Source organism: Caulobacter sp., assembly GCF_049283275.1.
Lineage (GTDB): Bacteria > Pseudomonadota > Alphaproteobacteria > Caulobacterales > Caulobacteraceae > Caulobacter.
Window position 1 is genome coordinate 1 of sequence record NZ_JBAPVS010000076.1, and the last position, 17873, is coordinate 17873.

The window sequence follows — 17873 nt, forward strand, 5'->3', positions numbered from 1 at the left end:
GTCCAGCAGGCCGCGATGGGCCTCGTCGGCGTCGAACCAAGCCTGCAGCCTGGCCTGCTCGGCCGGGGTCATCTCGTCGTCGGCCAGGCGCACGCACCACAGGGCGGCCTGCTCGAGGGCGGCGTCCAGCCGCGCTTCGGACGGAATCACGGTCATTCTCCGGCCCTCACGCGTCGGGTCAGATGGGTCATGGCCTTAAAGATGTGCTTTTGCACCGCGCTGACGGAGACGCCGTACAGGGTGGCGAGTTCGGATTGCTTCATGCCTTCCAGACGGAACAGAAGAAAGATGGCGCGCGTGCGGTCGGGCAGTTCGCGCAGGGCGTCGGACACCTCGCCCAGGCTTTCGCGGCCCAGCAGCACGCGGGCGGGGTCCAGGGACTCCAGATCACCGCTTCCGATCCCTATCCCGATCCCGGCATGGACGCTGGCGCGGTAGTTGGTCCGCACGCGCTCGCGCCGGCTCCGGTCGCGCAGCAGGTTAGCGGCCATCTGGAAGATGTAGGCGTCGGCGTTGTCCATCGGACTGACCTGAGCGGCGGCCAGCTTGGCGAACAGTTCCTGGGTCATGTCCTCGGCGTCGCTGTGGCTGGCGGCGCGGCGCATGAAGAACGCCATCAGCGCCGGCCGATAGCGCCGGTCAAGTCCCTGCAGATCTGGTTCGATGACTGCTCGCACGATCCCGCCCAACGGGCGTCAGCCCGGGTCCGAAGGTTTTGTCTCACCGTGCATGACGCACGACAACGGCCAACCCACAGCACGCCGCGCCAAGTTTTCTATTCCACGGGAGACCGGCAGAGGCACGCCAAAGCGCGGGCAGGGGATGCGCCCTGTGATTTCCCACGAGATGACCCAGCTTTAGAACCGCACGGTCAAGGCTCGTCCGCCGTACAAGACCGTACGATCGATCGACGGCGGCGTGCGCACGCCTGGGCCAGCGGCGCCAATCACCACGATCTTGAGCGTTCGCTGCTTGACCATGCCGGGGAAGGCGCCGCGCCTTGGAGCGACGGTCAAGGTCCGCGTCGCATCGCTCCAGCTGAGGTCATAACGCGCCGATTGGCCTTTCTCGTAGGCGTAAGTCTCGTTGTCGTCTTCGTAGAGCGTGAACTTGCCGTCCGCGCCCGGATAGACACGGATCTCGTAGGGCGCGTCTGGTCGCTCGGTCGCGTACTGCACAACCGGCCCCATCGGGATGATCGCCCCGGCCCGGACATAGAGCGGCATGACGTCGAGCGGCGCCTGGCGCGCGATCGTCTGGCCGCCGCGGTAGCGCTGGTCGCTCCAGAAATCGTACCAGTCCGCGCCCTTGGGCAGATAGGTTCGCATCGTCAGGTCGCGAGGCGCGCTCATCACTGCGGTGTCCCGCTTCAGTTCGCTGGGCGTACGCCAGACGAAGCGGAACACGCGGCCACCCTCGGGATGGGAGAACTCCAGCCGGACCGATAGCTTGTCGCCCTTCTTTAGTGTCCGCCGCACCAGGCGCGTGCGGGTCGCCGCGCGGGTCCACTCGTCGATCGCCGTCTCACCGCCTAGGGCCAGGCGCATCCCGTCGTTGCCCGTCAGCCCGATCTCGTACTCGCCGTCTTCCGGCGCGATCAGCTCGCCCTCCCATCGCGCGGAGAAGTGGCTGAGCGAGGTCAGACCCGGCGGAAGCTCCGCCAGGGGCGGATCGGGCCAGGTGTGGTCGATCTTCGCATCGACCGCCTGGCCGCGGGGCGTCTCGAAGTTCTCGCCCGCGAAATACCGCACCGCCAGGCCCGGCTGGCCATCGGCTGTGCGCAGATACTGCGCCGGCACCGTCGTGGGGAGGGATGGAAGGATGTTGTACATCGCGTGCGTGACGGGATGGACCAGCAGCGAGGGTCCGAACATGAAGCTGTCGTTGATGTCGAACGTCGCCGGATCCTGCGGGAAGTCCATCGGCAGGGCGCGCATCAGCGTGTAGCGATCGGCCGTGACCTTGGCGCTGAGGCTATAGGTGTAGGGCAGCAGCCGGTAGCGCAGATGGGTGGCGTCCAGCAGTGTCTTGTAGACGGGCGGATCCAACGTCTTGAACAGATAGGGCTCCCGCTCCACGCTGGTGCCGTGCACCCGCATGATCGGGTTGAAGGCCGCGTATTGGAACCAGCGCGCGTAGAGCTCGCGCCAGGCAGGGTTCTTCTCGCCGCCCGGAAAATCGGTGACGAAGAAGCCGCCGGTATCCTGGGTCCAGTAGGGATTGCCAGTGATCGTGACATTGACGCCGCCCGCCACTTGCTGGGCGAAGGTTTTCCAATTGGCGTAGATGTCGCCCGACCATGAAGCGGCGGCCGTGCGCTGAGCGCCGGCCCAGGCCGATCGGGTCAGGGTGAAGACCCGCTTGTCGCTCGTCGCGCGTTGGCCTTGATAGGTTCCTTCGGTGGTCAGCAGGGAATAGGGGTTCAGATAGCGGGTGAAGTCGCCCATCGCGTTGACGCCCAGGGCCTTGGTGTCGCGGACATTGTCGACCGGGCTCCACATCGCCGAGCTCACCTCGACCTCCGTCCCGTCCATCCAGAGCGCGTCCACGCCCTTGTCGAGCAGGCCCGACTTGATGTGCTTGAAATAGATCTCGCGGCCCAGCGGACTGTAGGCGTCGTAGACGCGCGCCTGCTTGGAGATCCAGTGCAGGGGCTTGAACCGCAGACCGTGCTGATCGAGCTCGCGGCCCAGCGCCGTGTCGTCGCCGACCGAAGGCCAGATCGACACCATCAGCTTGAGATTCATGTCGTGAAGCTGACGGGTCATGCCGGCCGGATCGGGGTACCGGACCGGATCCCAGGTCATCCCGCTCCAGCTGCCGTCCTTGTCCGACCCCCAGTATTGCCAATCCTGGACAATGTAATCGAGCGGGAACCGGTCCTTGCGAAAGGTGCGCGCGACCTCCAGCAATTGGTCCTGGGTCTTGTAGCGCTCCTTGCTCATGAACAGGCCGAAGGCCTGCTTGGGATACATCGGGGCGTCGCCCGTCAGCCACCGATAGGCGCCGACCACGCCGTCCATCGTGTCGCCGGCCATGAAATAGTAGTCGACGCCGCCCGGCGCGCTTTCCGCCCAGAGGCGCGCGCCTTGCGCATCGTCCTTGAAGCGCATCTGCGAATAGGTGTCCCACAGCACGCCGTAGCGCTCGGTCGAGATCATCACCGGGATGATGATGCCGACATTGGTCTGCACCAGCAGCAGGTCCTTGCCCCGGCGGTTGACCTCGTCGTCGCCGGTGAAGCCGAAACCGTAGACGCCTTCGCCGGCCTTGAGCGTGAAGCGGTTCTCCACCTCGTAGGTCGGCGCGTCGCTGATGGTGCGCTTGTCGATCGACTGAGGCGCGTCAGCCTTCTCGCGTGTAAGCAGCCGGCCCGAGGCGTCATGATAGGTCAGAGCGCCGGTGCGCTTGTCGATGACGACGCGCAGCTTCTGGCCGACCAACTCCACCGCGTTCGACGCCTCGCGCAGCGTGAACGCCACGGTCTCGGGCTGGCGGATCACCACGAGGCTTGGCGCGGTCCAATAGGATTGGCCCAGATTGGCGTTCACCCGAACGACCGTCGGCGAATAGAAAAGCACCGACTTGGTGACGCCGTTCAGCTGGAATTGCACGCCATTGCGCAGTCGCTGCAGACGGAACGCAGCGCCGGTCGCAGGCGCCAAGGCTGGCAATTGGCCCAGCGCGTCAAGACCGGTGGGGGGCGAGGACTGCCTGGCCAGCGCGGGGGCGGGGGCGGGGGCGACCATGGCAGCCATCGCCGCCGCAATCATCCAACGTGTCTTCATGCCGCACCTGCCCCGCCGTCGCGTTGTCGTCACTGTTCAAAGCGCCAGTAGTCGAAATCGAACATCGGGTTGTCGCCCGAGCCCTTGAACACCAGGAACAGGTCGCGCACGCCCGTCACCGCCGTGACGAGAGCCGACTGTTCGCGCCACTGGCCCGCTGGTCCGGTCGCCTCGACCTGCAGCGTGCCAATCACCGGGCCGTCGATCCTGTCGAGCCGCAGCTCGATGGCCCCGCCGGGCCGGCTGTTGGCGAGGCTGGCGACGAAGGTCTTGGCGCCGGCCTGGCCGAAGTCGACGCCGGCGACCTTGATGTAGCTGCGGTCGGTGATCCGCGTGACGTACACCCCCGTGCGATCGTCCTGCGCTGTCGTCACCCCCGGCGCCCAGGCGTACGGCCGGTCGCGGTCGCGCTTGAGGCGGGAGGTCCAGGCGATCGTCTCCGCCTCGACCCGCTTGTAGGGGTTCAGCGTCCCGACCTGCGGCGCGCTAGTCTTGTCCCACCAGCCCAGGTTCGGAATGGTCCCGTCAGCATTGTAGTCGAACTTGGCCATCGACACGGATCGGCGCTCGTGATGGATCGGCGTCAGCGCGAAATTGTGCTCGTAGCTAAAGCCGAAGACATAGGAGCCGCCCTTGTAGTCGATAATGCCCGGATGATTGCCGGTCGCCCGCGGGTCATGATTCATGATCGGACCCTTGTAGGTCCAGGGGCCCGTCGGCTTGTCGCTCATCGCATAGCCGACGCCCTCCGGGCAGCAGGTCGAGGCGAAGGCCATGTAGTAGCGGCCCCGGCGCTCATAGAACCACGGCCCTTCCTGGTAGTCGCCGATACCGGGCTCGATCTTGGTGATGGGCCCGGAATAGGACACCATGTCCTTGTTCAGCTTGACGTACCAAAGGTTCGGATTGCCCCAGTAGAGATAGGCTTGACCATCGTCGTCGATCCACGCCGTGGGGTCGATGTTGTCGCGACCCGGCCCGATCAGCGGCTTGCCGAGCGCGTCCTTGAACGGTCCCGCGGGATTGTCCGCCACCGCCACAGCGATCACATTCTTGGGCGATCCGGCGACGCTGATGGGGACGTAGAGATAGAACTTGCCGTCGCGAGCAATGACCTGCGGCGCCCAGGCGTCGTTGGTTTGCACCGCCCAGGGGAAGGTCTTGAGCGAGGCCACGACGCCCCGGTCGGTCCAGTTGACCATGTCCGTCGAGCTATAGAGCCGCCAGTCGAGCATCTTGAAGCCCTCGGCGTCGTCCTCGTCATGGCTGGTGTAGAGATAGACGACCCCGTCGTGCACGAGTGGGGCCGGATCGGCGGTGAAACGGGTCTGAATGATCGGATTGTCGGCCCGCGCCTTGGTGGCGGACAGACCGATCGTCAGCGCGGCGAGCGCGAACAGGACAGGTCTCAAGAGCATTGATGATGATCCAAGCCGGCGGAGGGTCAAGGGGTGATGATCACCGATCACCCGCTTGTAGCGGGCGAGGGACGGGCGCCTTGTCGGTCACCCGAACGATGAAATGAGCCTCACGCGGAACGGCGACGGTGGGCGCGGTGAAATCGACCTTACGGATGTTGGCGGCGATGGCGTCGGGATCACCGTCTACCAATGGCCGATCTCCTGGTGGCGCCAGGTGTTTGTATTTGACGTCCTCGTGCCGACCGCAACACCAGCCCGTCATCGAACGCCTTTCCCCAATTCTTTTGTCTGACTAATGGTAGCGCAACTATCGAGCTCTGCGAAGCATGAATTATCGCGAGGCGAAGGCGGTGATCCTGACGCACCTCTAGCCCTAGGGCAGGGGCGTAAGGGGCTCGTTCACTGGTCGTCGCCGCTCGGGGTCAAGGCGCGGATGCGCAAGCGCCCCGTCGCAAAGTGTTTCACCGAACTAGACGCCGAATTTGTCGGACTAAATCTGTCGGCCTCGGGCGCCAGCGATCTGACGCTATTTGGCGACGGCGTCGAACCCCAGGAGCCTGTGGGTAACTTGCTCGGCGTCCTAGCATTCGATGACGAGAGGATGGTCGCTCGCGTCTTCCAGGTTCTCGACGGCACAACGAGCATAAGGCGGCTCGAAGGTCGGCTTGGCCTGAGATGGGCCGTTCGCGACATCATCGACGCTTTGGCGACAAACATGAGGGCAGTAGGTACGGGCCCATTGGCCGCCTTGCTGGAGCAACCCATATTTCGGCGGAAGTCGCTCCAAGGCTCCAACTATCTGCAGATGGATTGGTGGACCGATATAGATGCCGCGACGCGGCTTCTGTACGTCCGTCTCGCGCTCGCCATTCTTGCGGATCCGGGGGATCCGGTTGGGAACCCAAAGACGTCGCCGCTGGGGCCAAATTGGCTGACGCTTCGATATCGCCACGCGAAGATCCAGGGATGGCAGAGCGTCTTCACCCATGCCGTGCCGGATCTTCTATTTTTGTTGGTGATGGAATTGCCGCGGCATGCAGTTCAGGAACTCAACGAGCGATCCATGGCCTGGCCGGCGGATTTACGGCGTCGATGGACTTATACCGTGGCGGTCGGAGCCGTCGGCGGATTTGTCTGGTGACAACCAATTGTCAGCTCACGCGAGCCGAACGTCCTAGGTCGCAAGAAATGAGGTCAGCTGATCGCGAGGTTTGGAGTCAAAACGGTCGTGACCTTTGGAGGCAGAAATCGAAAAACCCCGGAACCTTAGGGCAACAAGTTCGCAGGGACGTGCGACTCGCAGCCATTGGAGTCAGTGACATTTGGAGTCAGTGACAGACAACATCAGTGACAACATCGGTCGCTACAAATGAATTGCGTCTAAGTAATATTATCGGAAGAAATGCTGTTTGCCGCTTTGCCGCTTCAGGTCGACGGACGCCTCAGCGCTAACCCGCCCTCCGAGCGCTTCGGACGTTCAGGCTTGCTCGGGCGATAGGCCTGGCGACAGGCAGGAACGCCTCCAGAAAACGCCAGGTGGCCTCGTCGTGGTCGAGATGGTGAGTCAGCAGGCCCAACGGTTCGTCCCACATCGCCTTCACCCGCCGTTCGGCCAGCAATCTGCGGGTTCGAAGCAGAAACCTGACCGCTCCCTTGAAGCGCGGCTCGGGCTTCCAGCGCATGACGTCCAGATGGGCGTCCAGGCGGTCCGGCTCGGCTTCGCCGCGCAGATCACCATAGCCGGACAAGCCGACGCCCCGCAGGCCCAGCGCCTGCTTCAAGATGGAATGGGCGTTGTTCCAAGGCGGCACGAACAGGCGCGGCGTGACGCCCGCCCGGCGGAACACGCCGATCGCCACGTCCAGATCCGACAGCACGTCGGCCAGATGGTCCAGGTCGTTGACCTCGCCCGACGGCCAGCCCGGCGGCGCGCGATTCTCATGCCGGAAGCCGTGGATCGCAAGCTCCGCGCCGGGGATCGCGCGGCAGGCTCGGGCCAAGGCCGCGATGTCGCCGTCCGGCACGGCCGCGAGGGTGATCGGCGCCTGAAAGCGGACAGACAGGGCCAGCAGACGATCCAAGGCCGGCGTGGGTCGGCGCGCGTCGTCATCACGCCACCAAAACACCGGTGCGCGGCCGCTGGCCTTCCAGCGGGCCAGTTCCGGCCCGATCAGGACCGTGATCAACAAACGATCGGACGACATGACCGGAGTCTAGACTGAATGGCCCAGCCTGGCGTCCTCGATCTCCAGGCCGATCACCGCCCCGCCCCCCGAACGCGCCGTCTGGACGCGGGTCAGCGCTCGGATCTCGCGCGCCTTGAGGTTCGAGAGCAGCGGATAGAGTCCGGCCATCACGGCGATCAGGAAGCCCATGTCGCCTTCCTTATAGCCCTTGCGCGAGACGTAGCATTTGCAGAACCGGCGCACGCCGCGGAACAGGTCGTCCCAAAGGCTCTTGATCTTGCCGCTGTCGGCCAGGTCCTGGCCGCGCAGGGCGGTGTAGCGGTTCAGGCGCTGGACCATGTCGGCGATGTCGTCGTCGACCTTGTGCAGGATCGCATTGTTCAGTCGCCCGCCGTAGACGCCGGCGAAGGTGGTGCCGGGATGAACCCGTTCGCTCTTCCAGCTCTTGACGCCCTTGCGGAACAGCCGGGCCACCGAGGACGCGCCGAACGAGCCGCCCCAGCCATGACGCACCAGTTGCTCGCCCACAAAGTTATCCACAGGCACCTGATACCAGTCCGCGGCGTCGGCGCGCGCGACCGTCTCGCGGATCTCCAGGGCCAGAGCCGGGGTCACCGCTTCGTCCGCGTCCAGCTCCACGATCCAGTCGCCGCGGCAGGCCTCGACGCCCGCCGTCTTGCGCAGGCCCTCGACCGGAAAGATGCCCGAGACGACCCGGGCGCCCATCTTGCGCGCGATGGCTTCGCTGCGATCCGTGCAGCGGTCCGCGACCACGACGATCTCGTCGCAGAACGCCAAGCGTTGCAGGCATTCGGCCAGTCGCGCCTCTTCATTGTGGACGCAGACAAGCCCCGACAGGACAGGCATCTTATTTCCCCGACTTGGGAGCGGCCTTTGTGTGCGCATCCCTACGAGAAGTAGACGTCGCTGAAATCAGGGACCCTCAGAACTTTTTCGCGGCCTTAGGCGTCAAGCGTTCGCCGCGGGTCGATCACCGCCTAGAAGGCGCGAGAAATCACCAGGCTCCAGGTGCGAGGACGCAAAGGCGTGACCTGACGCACCTGACCGAAGCTGAACGGGTTGCCATAGGCGAAGGTGTCGCTCGAGGCGTTGGCGGGATTGGTGACCGCCAGGGTCCCGCTCCAGTCCCGGGTCGCCAGCTCGGCGGACAGGCGGCCGGTGACGTAGCCGCCCATCGACGGGGAAAACCGGCGGTCGAAAGTCAGGCGCGACTGGCCGACATATTCGAGCTCGGTGATCAGCACCAGGCGACGGTTCGCCGCCAGGTTTCGTTCATATCGCATCATGGCGCCGGCCGAGACGTCCGGAACGCCGGGCAGCTCGCTTTGGGCCGCCGACGCGAAATTTGGATCCACCTTGCTCAGGCGGGGGCGATTGAACAGCGCATTGGCGTCGAAGGTCAGCCCCGGGGCGGCCAGAACCGTCGCCTCGATCTCCAGCCCTGTGTTGCGCCCGTCGCCGACATTGGCGGTGTAGGACAGGCCCGAGCTCAGATACTGGTCGGTCTGGATGTCGGTCCACACGTCGTGGAACAGCGCGGTGCGCAGGGCGATCCGGCCGTCCCATTGCCGGGCGCTGCCGCCGATCTCGTAGTTGCGCAGATGATCGGGCTTGAACGCGGCGCGCCGGGCCGACGGCGCGGCCAGGCCGCCCGAGTTGAAGCCGCCCGAGCGATAGCCTTGCGACGTCAGCAGATAGAAGAGCCCGCCGCTCCAGGTCCGCTGAAGCGAGATCTTCGGCGAAACGCCCGTGAAATGCGCCCGCCGGTCCATGTCGCGCGACTGGCCCGGCGCCGGCGCCTCGACCCGCGAGATCGTATGCACCTGGCTGCGAAAGGCCCGGCCGCCCAGGCTGGCGGTCCAGCCGCCGCCGAGGTCGTAGGCGGTCTCGCCGTAGACGGCCAGCTCGCGCCGCCGATCCCGACGAGCCTCCAGATAGATCAGGCGTGAAGGATCATAATAGGTGCGCGCGCGCAGCTCGCCGTCGCTGTCCTCAAGGCTGCCGAGCCCGTAGAGACCGACCAGCCAGCGGAAGCGATCGGTGTCCGGAGACGACAGCACCGCGTCCTCCACCAGAAGCCGCGCCCTGCTGGCCTCGTCGAACAGACCGACGTCGATCGAGGCTGAACTGACGCCGTTCAACGCAGCGGTGGCGTCGAACCGGCTGGCGAACCGATGACGGACATAGCCCGTCGACGATACGAACCGGCCCCACTCCCCTGCCCCGGTGATGGTCACCGCGCCCTCCTGCAGGATGTTGTCGTGGGTCTCGCGCACCTGGTTGGCGCGCTTTTGGCCGCCGAGTCCGGGGATGGTGTACTGACTGTCCGTGGCGTGGAGGTCCTGGCGCGCGCCGGACACCAGGATCGACCAGTTCGGATCGATCGTCACCGACAGGGCTGCACGCCCGCCGGCGCGCGTGGTGCGGTCGACGTTCGCGAGGCGCAGATTGACGTCGTCGACATAGCCGCCGTCCACGTCGCTATAGCCCGCCAATCGGACCGCCGCCCGGTCGGCGGCCAGCGGCATGTTGAGCACGGCCTCCAGGCGGCTGCTGGGCGAGCCGGACTCCGTGGCGGCCACGCCCACCTGGACCGATCCCAACCACGCGTTCAGCACCGGCTTGCCGGAGACGATCCGATAGACCCCGCTGAGCGACCCGCCGCCATAGAGCGCGCCCTGCGGCCCACGCAGGATCTCCACCCGGTCCACATCGATCAGCCGCAGGTCCGGATCGGGCGCGTTATAGGTCAGGGGAATATTGTCGAGATAGGTGCCGACGGTCTGCTGGGTGCGGCCGGTGAAGGTTCCGTCCGAAAGGCCGCGCAGCATGATCTTGTTGCGCGCCGCGCCGAGATTGGTGGTGATGAAGCCGGCGGTCTGTTGGGAAATGCTGGTCGTGTCGATCGCGCTGTTGTCGTGCAACCGCTCGGCGCGGATCACGCTGACGGCGCCGGCCGCGTCGCCCAGGCGTGTGGGACGCTTGGTGGCGGTGACGATCACGCTGTCGAGGGCCGGAGCGAGCGCCGTCGGCGGCTGGGCGATGATCGGCGGCTTCGCGCGGGTGGCGGACCGGATGCTGACCGTGTCGTTGTCTAGGATCTCGAACCGGCACGGCGCGCCCGCCGTCACCGCCTTCAGCGCCTGGCGCAGGGTCAGGGTCCCGACGACGGCTTCGCTGCGCCCCGGACAGGACGAGGCGCCCCCCAGGGTGACACGCGCCTGGACGCCGATATCGATCAGCGCCTCCGATCGGGGTTTGGCGGGAATATTGAAGCTGAACCGCGCCGGGGCCGCCCCGGCGGGTCCGACCAAGGCCAGGCTCGACACCGTCGTCAAGGCCAAGACGGAACCGGCGCGGCGCAAGCAAGCGACAGCGGCCGCTCCGGAACGGTCCGGATCGTCAGGTCGTAATCGAAGCTGGGATTTCGTGTCCGAAATCATCGGGCTCCAGCTCTACACCTCTAGAGCTCAAGCTTCGCGCTTCAAACGATTCCAAGCCCGTCAGCAAGGCTCTAGCGCGCCCGGATCACGATAGCGTCTTTGGTCGTCGTCGTTCGGACGGGAAGCAGATGCGACAGTCGATCAACCATCGCATCCTGCTCATCGACGATCAACACGCCGGAAAGCCGCATATTGGCGGTCTGGGCGTCGCCAAGCCGCACCGGACGCGGGAAAAGCCGGTTCATGTCGCCGGCGATCTGCGAAAGCGGCTGATCGCGATAGATGAGCCGCCCCTGACGCCAGCCGGCGACTTCCTCGACGGCGACCGCCTGGAGGCTTGCGTCGGCGGCCCGGCCCTCCCGATAGGACAGCCCCTGCCCCGGCCTTAGCCGGAACGGCGCGGCGTCGCGCGGCAAGTCGGGGCTCACCTCGACCAATCCGCGCTGAACCTTGACCGCCACCTGTCCGTCGCGACGTCGAACGTCGAACTGCGTGCCGACCACCCGAACCTGGGTGTCGCCCGCCGAGACCAGGAACGGGCGCGAGGAATCCTTGGCCACGTCGAAAAAGGCCTGGGCGTCATCCAGCCGGACGCGACGCGCATGACGCTCGAAACGCACGGTCAAGCGCGAGGCGGCGTTCATTTCAATCCGGGAGCCATCCTCCAGCACGATCGTCCGGCGCTCGCCGACGCCCGTCGCATAGGTCGTCTCATGCGCGCCGATCAGACCGCTGCTGGGCAGCAGGACGGCCCCCGCGACGAAGGCGGCGGCGATCGCTGCGCCCGCCGACCAGATCCAGACACGTCGCGCCGGGCGCAGCCGAACCACCCTGCCCGCCGAAGACGCCGCCAAAGCGTCGACCGGCGCGGTTTGCGCCCCGTGCGCATCGAAGTGCGCATCGAAGCGCGCATCGAAATCCAGCCGGCGGTCGAAGGCGAGCACGGCGTCATAGGCCCGGGCGTGGGCGGGCGAAGCCGTCAGCCAGGCGTCGAAATCCAGCCAGTCGCGCTCCGTGACCACCCCGCCCTGCAGGCGCACAAGCCAGTCGATCGCCGCATCGGCGATTTCGGCCTCGGCCTTCTCGGCGTCGATGTCTGTCTGGGAACGCGTCATTTCGCTCCGTCCTGACGCCACGCAGCGTCCTCGCAAGGATAAGACGTCACCAAGGCGTCGGAACCTCCAACGCCCGCTTCAGAAACAATAGGCGCCTTCATGCGAGTCTCGCCATCAGCGCCCTCAAGGCGGCGCTCACATGTTTTTCGACCGAGCTGCGGCTGACTCCCATGGCGGCCGCGGTCTCGGCGTGACTCAAGCCTTCCAACTTGTGCAGCCTGAAGGCTCGGGCGACCTGAGGCGGCAAGGTGTCGAGCGTCGCCATCATGGTCTTCAGACGCTGCCGGCCGGCCACGACCTCTTCGGCCGACGGCGCATCGGCCACCTGCTGATTCCCCAGCATCCCGCCCTGCAGGCTGCGCCATCCCTCGTCGCGCGCGCCGGCCCGGACCTGACTGCGCAGCCTGTCGAGCATCAGGTTGTTGGCCATGCGGAACAACAGGGCCGAGCCGTCGCCCTCGACCTCCAGCTCGCCCAGGGCCCGCACCTTGAGGAACAGGTCCTGGATCAGATCCTCGGCCTCGCTGACCGAGCGCAGCTTCGCGGCGAAGACGCGCACCAGATTGGCCCGCTTGTCGCCGTACAGCCGCATCATCGGCGTGATCGTCGAAGATGGGGCGGACAGCGCGGGGCTCCAAAGACTCAAGGCTGGCGAACAGCTTGCGGCGGTTGCTTAACCTAGGCCGCTGGGGCTCGCCGGTCCAGCGCGCCGGATCGGACCTTGTTGCGATTGACTCGCAACAACTTAGGGATCTAGATTGCGAATCAGTCGCAACAATGACCGCCACATCCCGCCACGAGGCCGCCATGACGCCCGATTCCACCGCCTTCCGCTGGTCCACCGGCCCCACCGTGGGCGAAAGGCTACTGCTGAGCGCCGTGCGCCAATGGTCGGCGTTGAAGGCCGCAGGCGAGCCCCCTACCCGCCTGGTCGCCCAGGCCCTGGCCTTCCGGGCGTCGAACCGGACGGGCGGGCTGTTCGTGGCCTGGATGCAATCGGTGGAAGCCAGCCTGCGTCGCCCGATTCAGGTCGAATGTCCGACCTGCGGCGGCGTTTCGACCGACGAGCAACGGCTGATGGCGTCCTGCGGGCTGGCGGGAACCGCGACCTCGGCCGGCGAGGCGCTGCTCGAGCCGCTGCTGATCGACTCGCAGCCGACCATGGTGCTGGCCCGCGCCCTGAACGCGGCCTTGCGGGTCGACGGCTACCCCTTGCCCGTTCGGCTGCGCGGCGGGCCCGCGGAGCCGGCTTTCGAGCGGGCGGCGACCGTCCACTAGACATCCCGACCTTGGCCGGCCGCGCGTGACCTGGACGCGAAAGCTCGTTATGTAGGCGAACTGCATAACTGAGCGCCCACCCGGACCCGCGCCATGCCGACCCGCCCGCCGCCGATCAAGCCCAAGGTCCGCTGACCATGCTCGAGATCGCGTGGCTGACGGCCAAGCTGGCGGGGATCACCACGATCCTGCTGCTGCTGCTGGCCACGCCGCTGGCCTGGTGGCTGGCGCGGAGCCGCTCAAGGTGGAAAGCGCCGGTCGGGGCGCTGGTGGCGCTGCCGATCGTCCTGCCGCCGACCGCCCTGGGCTTCTACCTGCTGATCGCCCTGGGACCGCAAAGCCCGCTGATCGCCCTGCTGCATCCGTTCGGGATCCGCACCCTGGCCTTCACCTTCCAGGGCCTGGTGATCGGCTCGCTGATCTATTCGCTGCCGTTCGCGGTCCAGCCGCTGCGTAACGCCTTCATCGCCGTGGGCGACGAACCACTGGAGGCCGCGGCTGTCCTGGGGGCTTCGGCGTGGAGCGTGTTCCACCGGGTGGCCCTGCCGCTGTCCTTGCCAGGCTACGCCGTCGCCGCCCTGCTGGTGTTCGCCCACACCGTCGGCGAGTTCGGCGTGGTGATGATGCTGGGCGGGGGCATTCCGGGCCAGACCGAGGTGCTGTCGATCGAGATTTACCGGCTGGTCGAGACCCTGGAATGGACCAAGGCCCATCAATTGGCCGGCGCTCTGCTGGTCTTCGCCTTCCTAGTGATGCTGAGCCTTCTGTTGATGGAACGCCGCATTTCATCAAAGACTTCGAGGGTTTAATTCAATCCGCTCATCCCGGCGAATGCCGGGATGAGCGGACAATAGGTCAGAACGGGACGTCGCCCTGGATCGTCACCCGCTCGACAACCCGCTCCTGGGGCCAGTAGTCGAGGATGGCGTAGTGCTGGGTGGCGCGGTTGTCCCAGAAGACGATGGCGTTGGGCGTCCAGCGGAAGCGGACTTGGTATTCAGGCGTCTTCACCCGGTCCAGCAGGTCGGCCAGCAGCTTGGCGGCCTCGTCCTCGGGAAGGCCCAGGATCCGGGTCGTGAAGACCTTGTTGACGAACAGGTGCTTCTCGCCGGTCTCGGGATGGGTGCGGACCACCGGGTGGGCTTGGACCGGATGGGCGGCGCGCAGCTCCTGGCGCTTGGCCTCGTCGACCCGGTAGCCGTAGCTCTGCAGGATATCGTGCTCGGCCGTCAGCGTCGCCAACTGGTCTTTCAAGGCCTGAGGCAGGTCGCGATAGACGGCGGCGGTGTCGGCGAACAGGGTGTCGCCGCCCAGCGGCGGCATCTGGCGCATGCGCAGCACCCCGCCCATCGACGGGGCGGGCCGGAAGGTGACGTCGGTGTGCCACTTATTGGCGACGCGGACGATCGGCACGATCTCCTCGCGCAGCTTCATGCCGTCGGCGGCTTCGATGTGCAGGATCTCGGGAAATCCAGGCACGTGGGCGGTTACAGGATGCCCCTCCAAGTCCCCGAAATACCGACCGAAACGGACGTGATCCTCATGACTGATGTCCTGGTCGCGGAAGAACACCACCTTGTGCCGCAACAGGGCCGTCCGGATCGCCGCCACGATTTCCGGCGTCAGGGGCCGGCGCAGGTCGACCCCCGAGATTTCGGCGCCGAGGACCGGCCCCGAGGGCGTCACCGTCAGGCCGGCATAGTCGGGGGTTTCGGAAGCGGTGATAGGGGCAAAGGCGTTCATGGCGTCCTCCCGGAGCGCCGCCCGTCAGCGCGAGCGGCTGCTGCTATCCACACCTTAGACGTGGGATATCAGCGCTCAATGGAGTTTTTCTCACTTCAGGCGCAGTGTAAGGCCGGCCATCACCAAGGTCACGGCGTCGGCGGCCCGGGCCAGGGTCTGATGCAGGCGTCCCGCCTCGTCGCGGAACCGGCGGGCCAGGGCGTTGTCGGGCACGATGCCCAGGCCCACCTCGTTGGACACCAGCCACAGCGCCCCCTCGAACCGCCCGACGCTCTCGACCAACTGGGCCGCCGCGGTCAGGACGTCGCGATCGTCCAGCATCAGGTTCGACAGCCACAGGGTCAGGCAGTCGATAACGACCACGTCGTCGGCTCCCAGGCCGTCCAGCGCCCCGGCCAGGTCCAGCGGCGCCTCCACTGTCGTCCAGGCCGACCCGCGATCGTCCCGGTGGCGCGCGATCCGCTCGGCCATCTCCGAATCGAAGGCCTGGGCCGTGGCGACCATCACCAGCCGCCCGCCGGTTTGCGCGGCGCGCGCCTCGGCGGCCGCCTGGGCGAAGGCGCTCTTGCCCGATCGGGCTCCGCCCAGGACGAGGGTGAACAACAAGATGAGCTCCAGATTGACCGTGTGCGACGCAGGATATAGTGCAGCTCTCGCGACAGGTTCCTCGAAAGAGGATGAAAAGGGAACTCGGGTGTGAAACCCGGGCTGCCCCCGCAACTGTAAGCGGCGAGCCCGCGCGTCATAGGCCACTGGGAGCTTCCTTCGGGAGACTTCTGGGAAGGCGACGCGCACCGGCATTGACCCGCGAGCCAGGAGACCTGCCCGTCGCAGTCGTCCTTCGTCCGGCCGGGGTGCGCCGTACGATGGGGTTCTTCCCCCGAGGCGACATCGTCAGGCCGGTCCGAATGCTCGGACCAGCCTTCGTTGCTGCGCACGGAGGATTTGAACATGCGCTCTATTTCCGTCTTGGCCCTGGTGGCCGCCCTTCCCGCCCTGGCCTTGTCGAGCCAAGCCTTGGCCGCCGAGACCGTCGACGACGCCAATGCGGTCGACCAGGTGGTCGTCACCGCCGGCCGGGCGGCCGACAAGCTGTCCGAAACGCCCGTCAGCATGACGGTGATCACCGCCGAGACCCTGCGCCAGCGCCAGGCGGTGGTGGTCTCCGACCAGCTGTCGCGCACCCCCGGCGTCTCGGTCACCCGCAACGGCGGCGTGGGCGGCTCGACCCAGGTGCGCATCCGCGGCGCCGAAAGCGACCAGACCGCCGTGCTGATCGACGGCGTCAAGCTGAACGACCCGTCGACCACCGGCGGCGGCTACAACTTCGCCACCTTGCTGGCCGGCGACGTCGACCGCATCGAGGTGCTGCGCGGCCCGCAATCGACCCTGTGGGGCAGCCAGGCCATCGGCGGCGTGGTCAGCATGATCACCAAGACCCAGGACGGCCCGCTGTCGGGCGACGCCACGCTGGAGGGCGGTTCGCGCGCCACGGCCTATGCCCGGGTGGGCGTCGGGGCCGGCGGCGCCTGGGGCGGCTGGCGGCTGGCGGCCGGGTCCTACACCACCGACGGCGTCTCCAACTTCGACGAAGCCATGGGCGGCAAGGAGAAGGACGGCTACCACAACAACGCGGTCAGCGGCCGCCTGGACCTGAACGTCACCGACTGGGCCAGCCTCGACGCGCGCGTCTCGTACGCCGCCGGCCGCAATGAATTCGACGGTTTCCCGGCCCCGGCGTTCGCCTTCGCCGACACCGCCGAATACGGCAAGACCAAGGAACTGGTCAGCTATCTGGGCGCGCGCCTGTCCAATTTCGACGGCGCCCTGAACAGCCGCATCGGCTATTCGTACACCCAGACCGACCGCGACAACTACGACCCCAGCCAGACCCCGACCAAGACCTTCGACGCGCGGGGCACGGACAACAGCCTGGAATACCAAGGCACCTGGACGATCAATCCGGTGTGGCGCGCGGTGTTCGGGGCCGAGACCGAGCGGACCTGGTTCCGCACCGCCTCGCCGTCCAGCTTCGACCCGAACCCGACGCCCGACCGCCACGCGACGGGGATGGACAGCGTCTACGGCCAACTGCAGGCCAAGCCGGTGGAGGGCGTGACCCTGACGGGCGGCGTCCGCCACGACGACCACGACACCTTCGGCGGCGCCACCACCTACCAGGCGGGCGCGACCTGGAGCCCGAACGCCGGGACCACGGTGTTCCGCGCCAACTACGGCGAGGGCTTCAAGGCCCCGTCGCTGTACCAGCTGTACAGCGACTACGGGAACACGACGCTGAAGCCAGAAGAAGCCAAGAGCTGGGACGTCAGCGTCGAGCACAGCGTCCTGGACGGCCGCCTGCGCGGCGCGATCACCTATTTCAGCCGCGACACCAAGAACCAGATCGACTTCCTGTCGAACAACACCCCGCCCAACTTCGGCGGCTACGCCAATACAGCCAAGACCCAGGCCGACGGCGTCGAGGTGGAGGGCAACTTCGCGGTCAACGCGCTGCTGACCCTGTCGGCCAACTACACCAACATGGACGCTGTCAATAAGTCGGCCGGCGCCAACTACGGCAAGGACCTGGTCCGCCGGGCGGGCGAAACCGCCTCGGCCGACGCGGAGCTGAGCCTGCCGAACGGCCTGACCGGCGGGGTGACGATGCAGTATGTCGGCCACAGCTTCGACAACGCCGCCAACACCCGGCGGCTGAAGAGCTATGTGCTGACCGACGTGCGGGTCTCCTATCCGATCAACGACACGTTCGAACTGTACGGCCGGGTCGAGAACCTGTTCGACCAGCAGTACGAGACCCTCTACCGCTACGGGACCCTGGGCCGCGGCGCCTTCGCCGGCGTGCGGGCGAGGTTCTAGC

General features: G+C 66.6%; 15 protein-coding genes and 1 riboswitch. Of the genes, 4 read left to right on the forward strand and 11 right to left on the reverse strand.

All coding sequences use genetic code 11. The annotated features are described in order from the left end of the window. The 4 genes from WAL33_RS03830 to WAL33_RS03845 all read right to left on the reverse strand — a co-directional run. A partial coding sequence (locus WAL33_RS03830; protein ID WP_422178681.1) for a FecR/PupR family sigma factor regulator occupies window positions 1-156 on the reverse strand: 156 nt, incomplete at its 3' end. Beyond that, window positions 153-677 carry an RNA polymerase sigma factor gene (locus WAL33_RS03835; protein ID WP_422178654.1) on the reverse strand — a complete coding sequence of 175 codons (525 nt, stop codon included), beginning with the start codon at window positions 675-677 and terminating at the stop codon, window positions 153-155. The genes WAL33_RS03835 and WAL33_RS03830, both read right to left, overlap by 4 nt. Before the next feature lie 180 nt (window positions 678-857). Then, a complete protein-coding gene (locus WAL33_RS03840; RefSeq protein ID WP_422178656.1) occupies window positions 858-3749 on the reverse strand; it encodes a TIM-barrel domain-containing protein in 2892 nt (963 codons plus the stop codon). Between the two features lie 68 nt (window positions 3750-3817). Beyond that, a complete protein-coding gene (locus WAL33_RS03845; protein WP_422178658.1) occupies window positions 3818-5206 on the reverse strand; it encodes a glycoside hydrolase family 43 protein in 1389 nt (462 codons plus the stop codon). Between the two features lie 436 nt (window positions 5207-5642). Between WAL33_RS03845 and WAL33_RS03850 the strand changes: the two genes are divergently transcribed. Then, complete coding sequence (locus WAL33_RS03850) at window positions 5643-6350, forward strand: hypothetical protein (protein WP_422178660.1); 708 nt, start codon at window positions 5643-5645, stop codon at window positions 6348-6350. Between the two features lie 307 nt (window positions 6351-6657). Here the strand turns inward: WAL33_RS03850 and WAL33_RS03855 are convergent, their stop codons facing one another. From WAL33_RS03855 to WAL33_RS03875, 5 genes are all read right to left on the reverse strand, one after another. Beyond that, window positions 6658-7413 carry a polysaccharide deacetylase gene (locus tag WAL33_RS03855; protein WP_422178661.1) on the reverse strand — a complete coding sequence of 252 codons (756 nt, stop codon included), beginning with the start codon at window positions 7411-7413 and terminating at the stop codon, window positions 6658-6660. A 9-nt stretch (window positions 7414-7422) separates the two neighbouring features. Next, entirely contained in the window at window positions 7423-8262 is an 840-nt protein-coding gene (locus WAL33_RS03860) for a glycosyltransferase family 2 protein (RefSeq protein ID WP_422178663.1), read from the reverse strand. A 131-nt stretch (window positions 8263-8393) separates the two neighbouring features. After that, window positions 8394-10730 carry a TonB-dependent receptor gene (locus WAL33_RS03865; RefSeq protein WP_422178665.1) on the reverse strand — a complete coding sequence of 779 codons (2337 nt, stop codon included), beginning with the start codon at window positions 10728-10730 and terminating at the stop codon, window positions 8394-8396. Window positions 10731-10930: 200 nt separating this feature from the next. After that, the gene (locus WAL33_RS03870; protein ID WP_422178667.1) at window positions 10931-11974 is read right to left on the reverse strand and encodes a FecR family protein; all 1044 of its coding nucleotides are present in this window, start codon (window positions 11972-11974) and stop codon (window positions 10931-10933) included. A gap of 97 nt (window positions 11975-12071) precedes the next feature. Further along, window positions 12072-12569: an RNA polymerase sigma factor gene (locus WAL33_RS03875; RefSeq protein WP_422178669.1), complete on the reverse strand. Its 498-nt coding sequence runs from the start codon at window positions 12567-12569 to the stop codon at window positions 12072-12074. A gap of 212 nt (window positions 12570-12781) precedes the next feature. Between WAL33_RS03875 and WAL33_RS03880 the strand changes: the two genes are divergently transcribed. Both WAL33_RS03880 and modB read left to right on the forward strand, forming a co-directional pair. Beyond that, complete coding sequence (locus WAL33_RS03880) at window positions 12782-13252, forward strand: hypothetical protein (protein ID WP_422178671.1); 471 nt, start codon at window positions 12782-12784, stop codon at window positions 13250-13252. A 137-nt stretch (window positions 13253-13389) separates the two neighbouring features. Beyond that, on the forward strand, window positions 13390-14061 hold the full coding sequence (gene modB, locus WAL33_RS03885; RefSeq protein ID WP_422178673.1) for a molybdate ABC transporter permease subunit: 672 nt from the start codon (window positions 13390-13392) through the stop codon (window positions 14059-14061). A 46-nt stretch (window positions 14062-14107) separates the two neighbouring features. On the opposite strand, the gene WAL33_RS03890 is transcribed toward modB, so the two are convergent. Further along, window positions 14108-14995 (reverse strand): TauD/TfdA dioxygenase family protein, encoded by an 888-nt coding sequence (locus tag WAL33_RS03890; RefSeq protein WP_422178675.1) that lies wholly within the window; start codon window positions 14993-14995, stop codon window positions 14108-14110. 90 nt (window positions 14996-15085) lie between these two features. Further along, complete coding sequence (gene cobU, locus WAL33_RS03895; RefSeq protein WP_422178677.1) at window positions 15086-15601, reverse strand: bifunctional adenosylcobinamide kinase/adenosylcobinamide-phosphate guanylyltransferase; 516 nt, start codon at window positions 15599-15601, stop codon at window positions 15086-15088. Between the two features lie 37 nt (window positions 15602-15638). Continuing rightward, window positions 15639-15838: riboswitch (cobalamin riboswitch) on the forward strand. A gap of 108 nt (window positions 15839-15946) precedes the next feature. On the opposite strand from cobU, the gene WAL33_RS03900 reads away from it, so the two are divergent. Further along, entirely contained in the window at window positions 15947-17872 is a 1926-nt protein-coding gene (locus WAL33_RS03900; RefSeq protein WP_422178679.1) for a TonB-dependent receptor plug domain-containing protein, read from the forward strand. Window position 17873 lies beyond the last annotated feature (1 nt).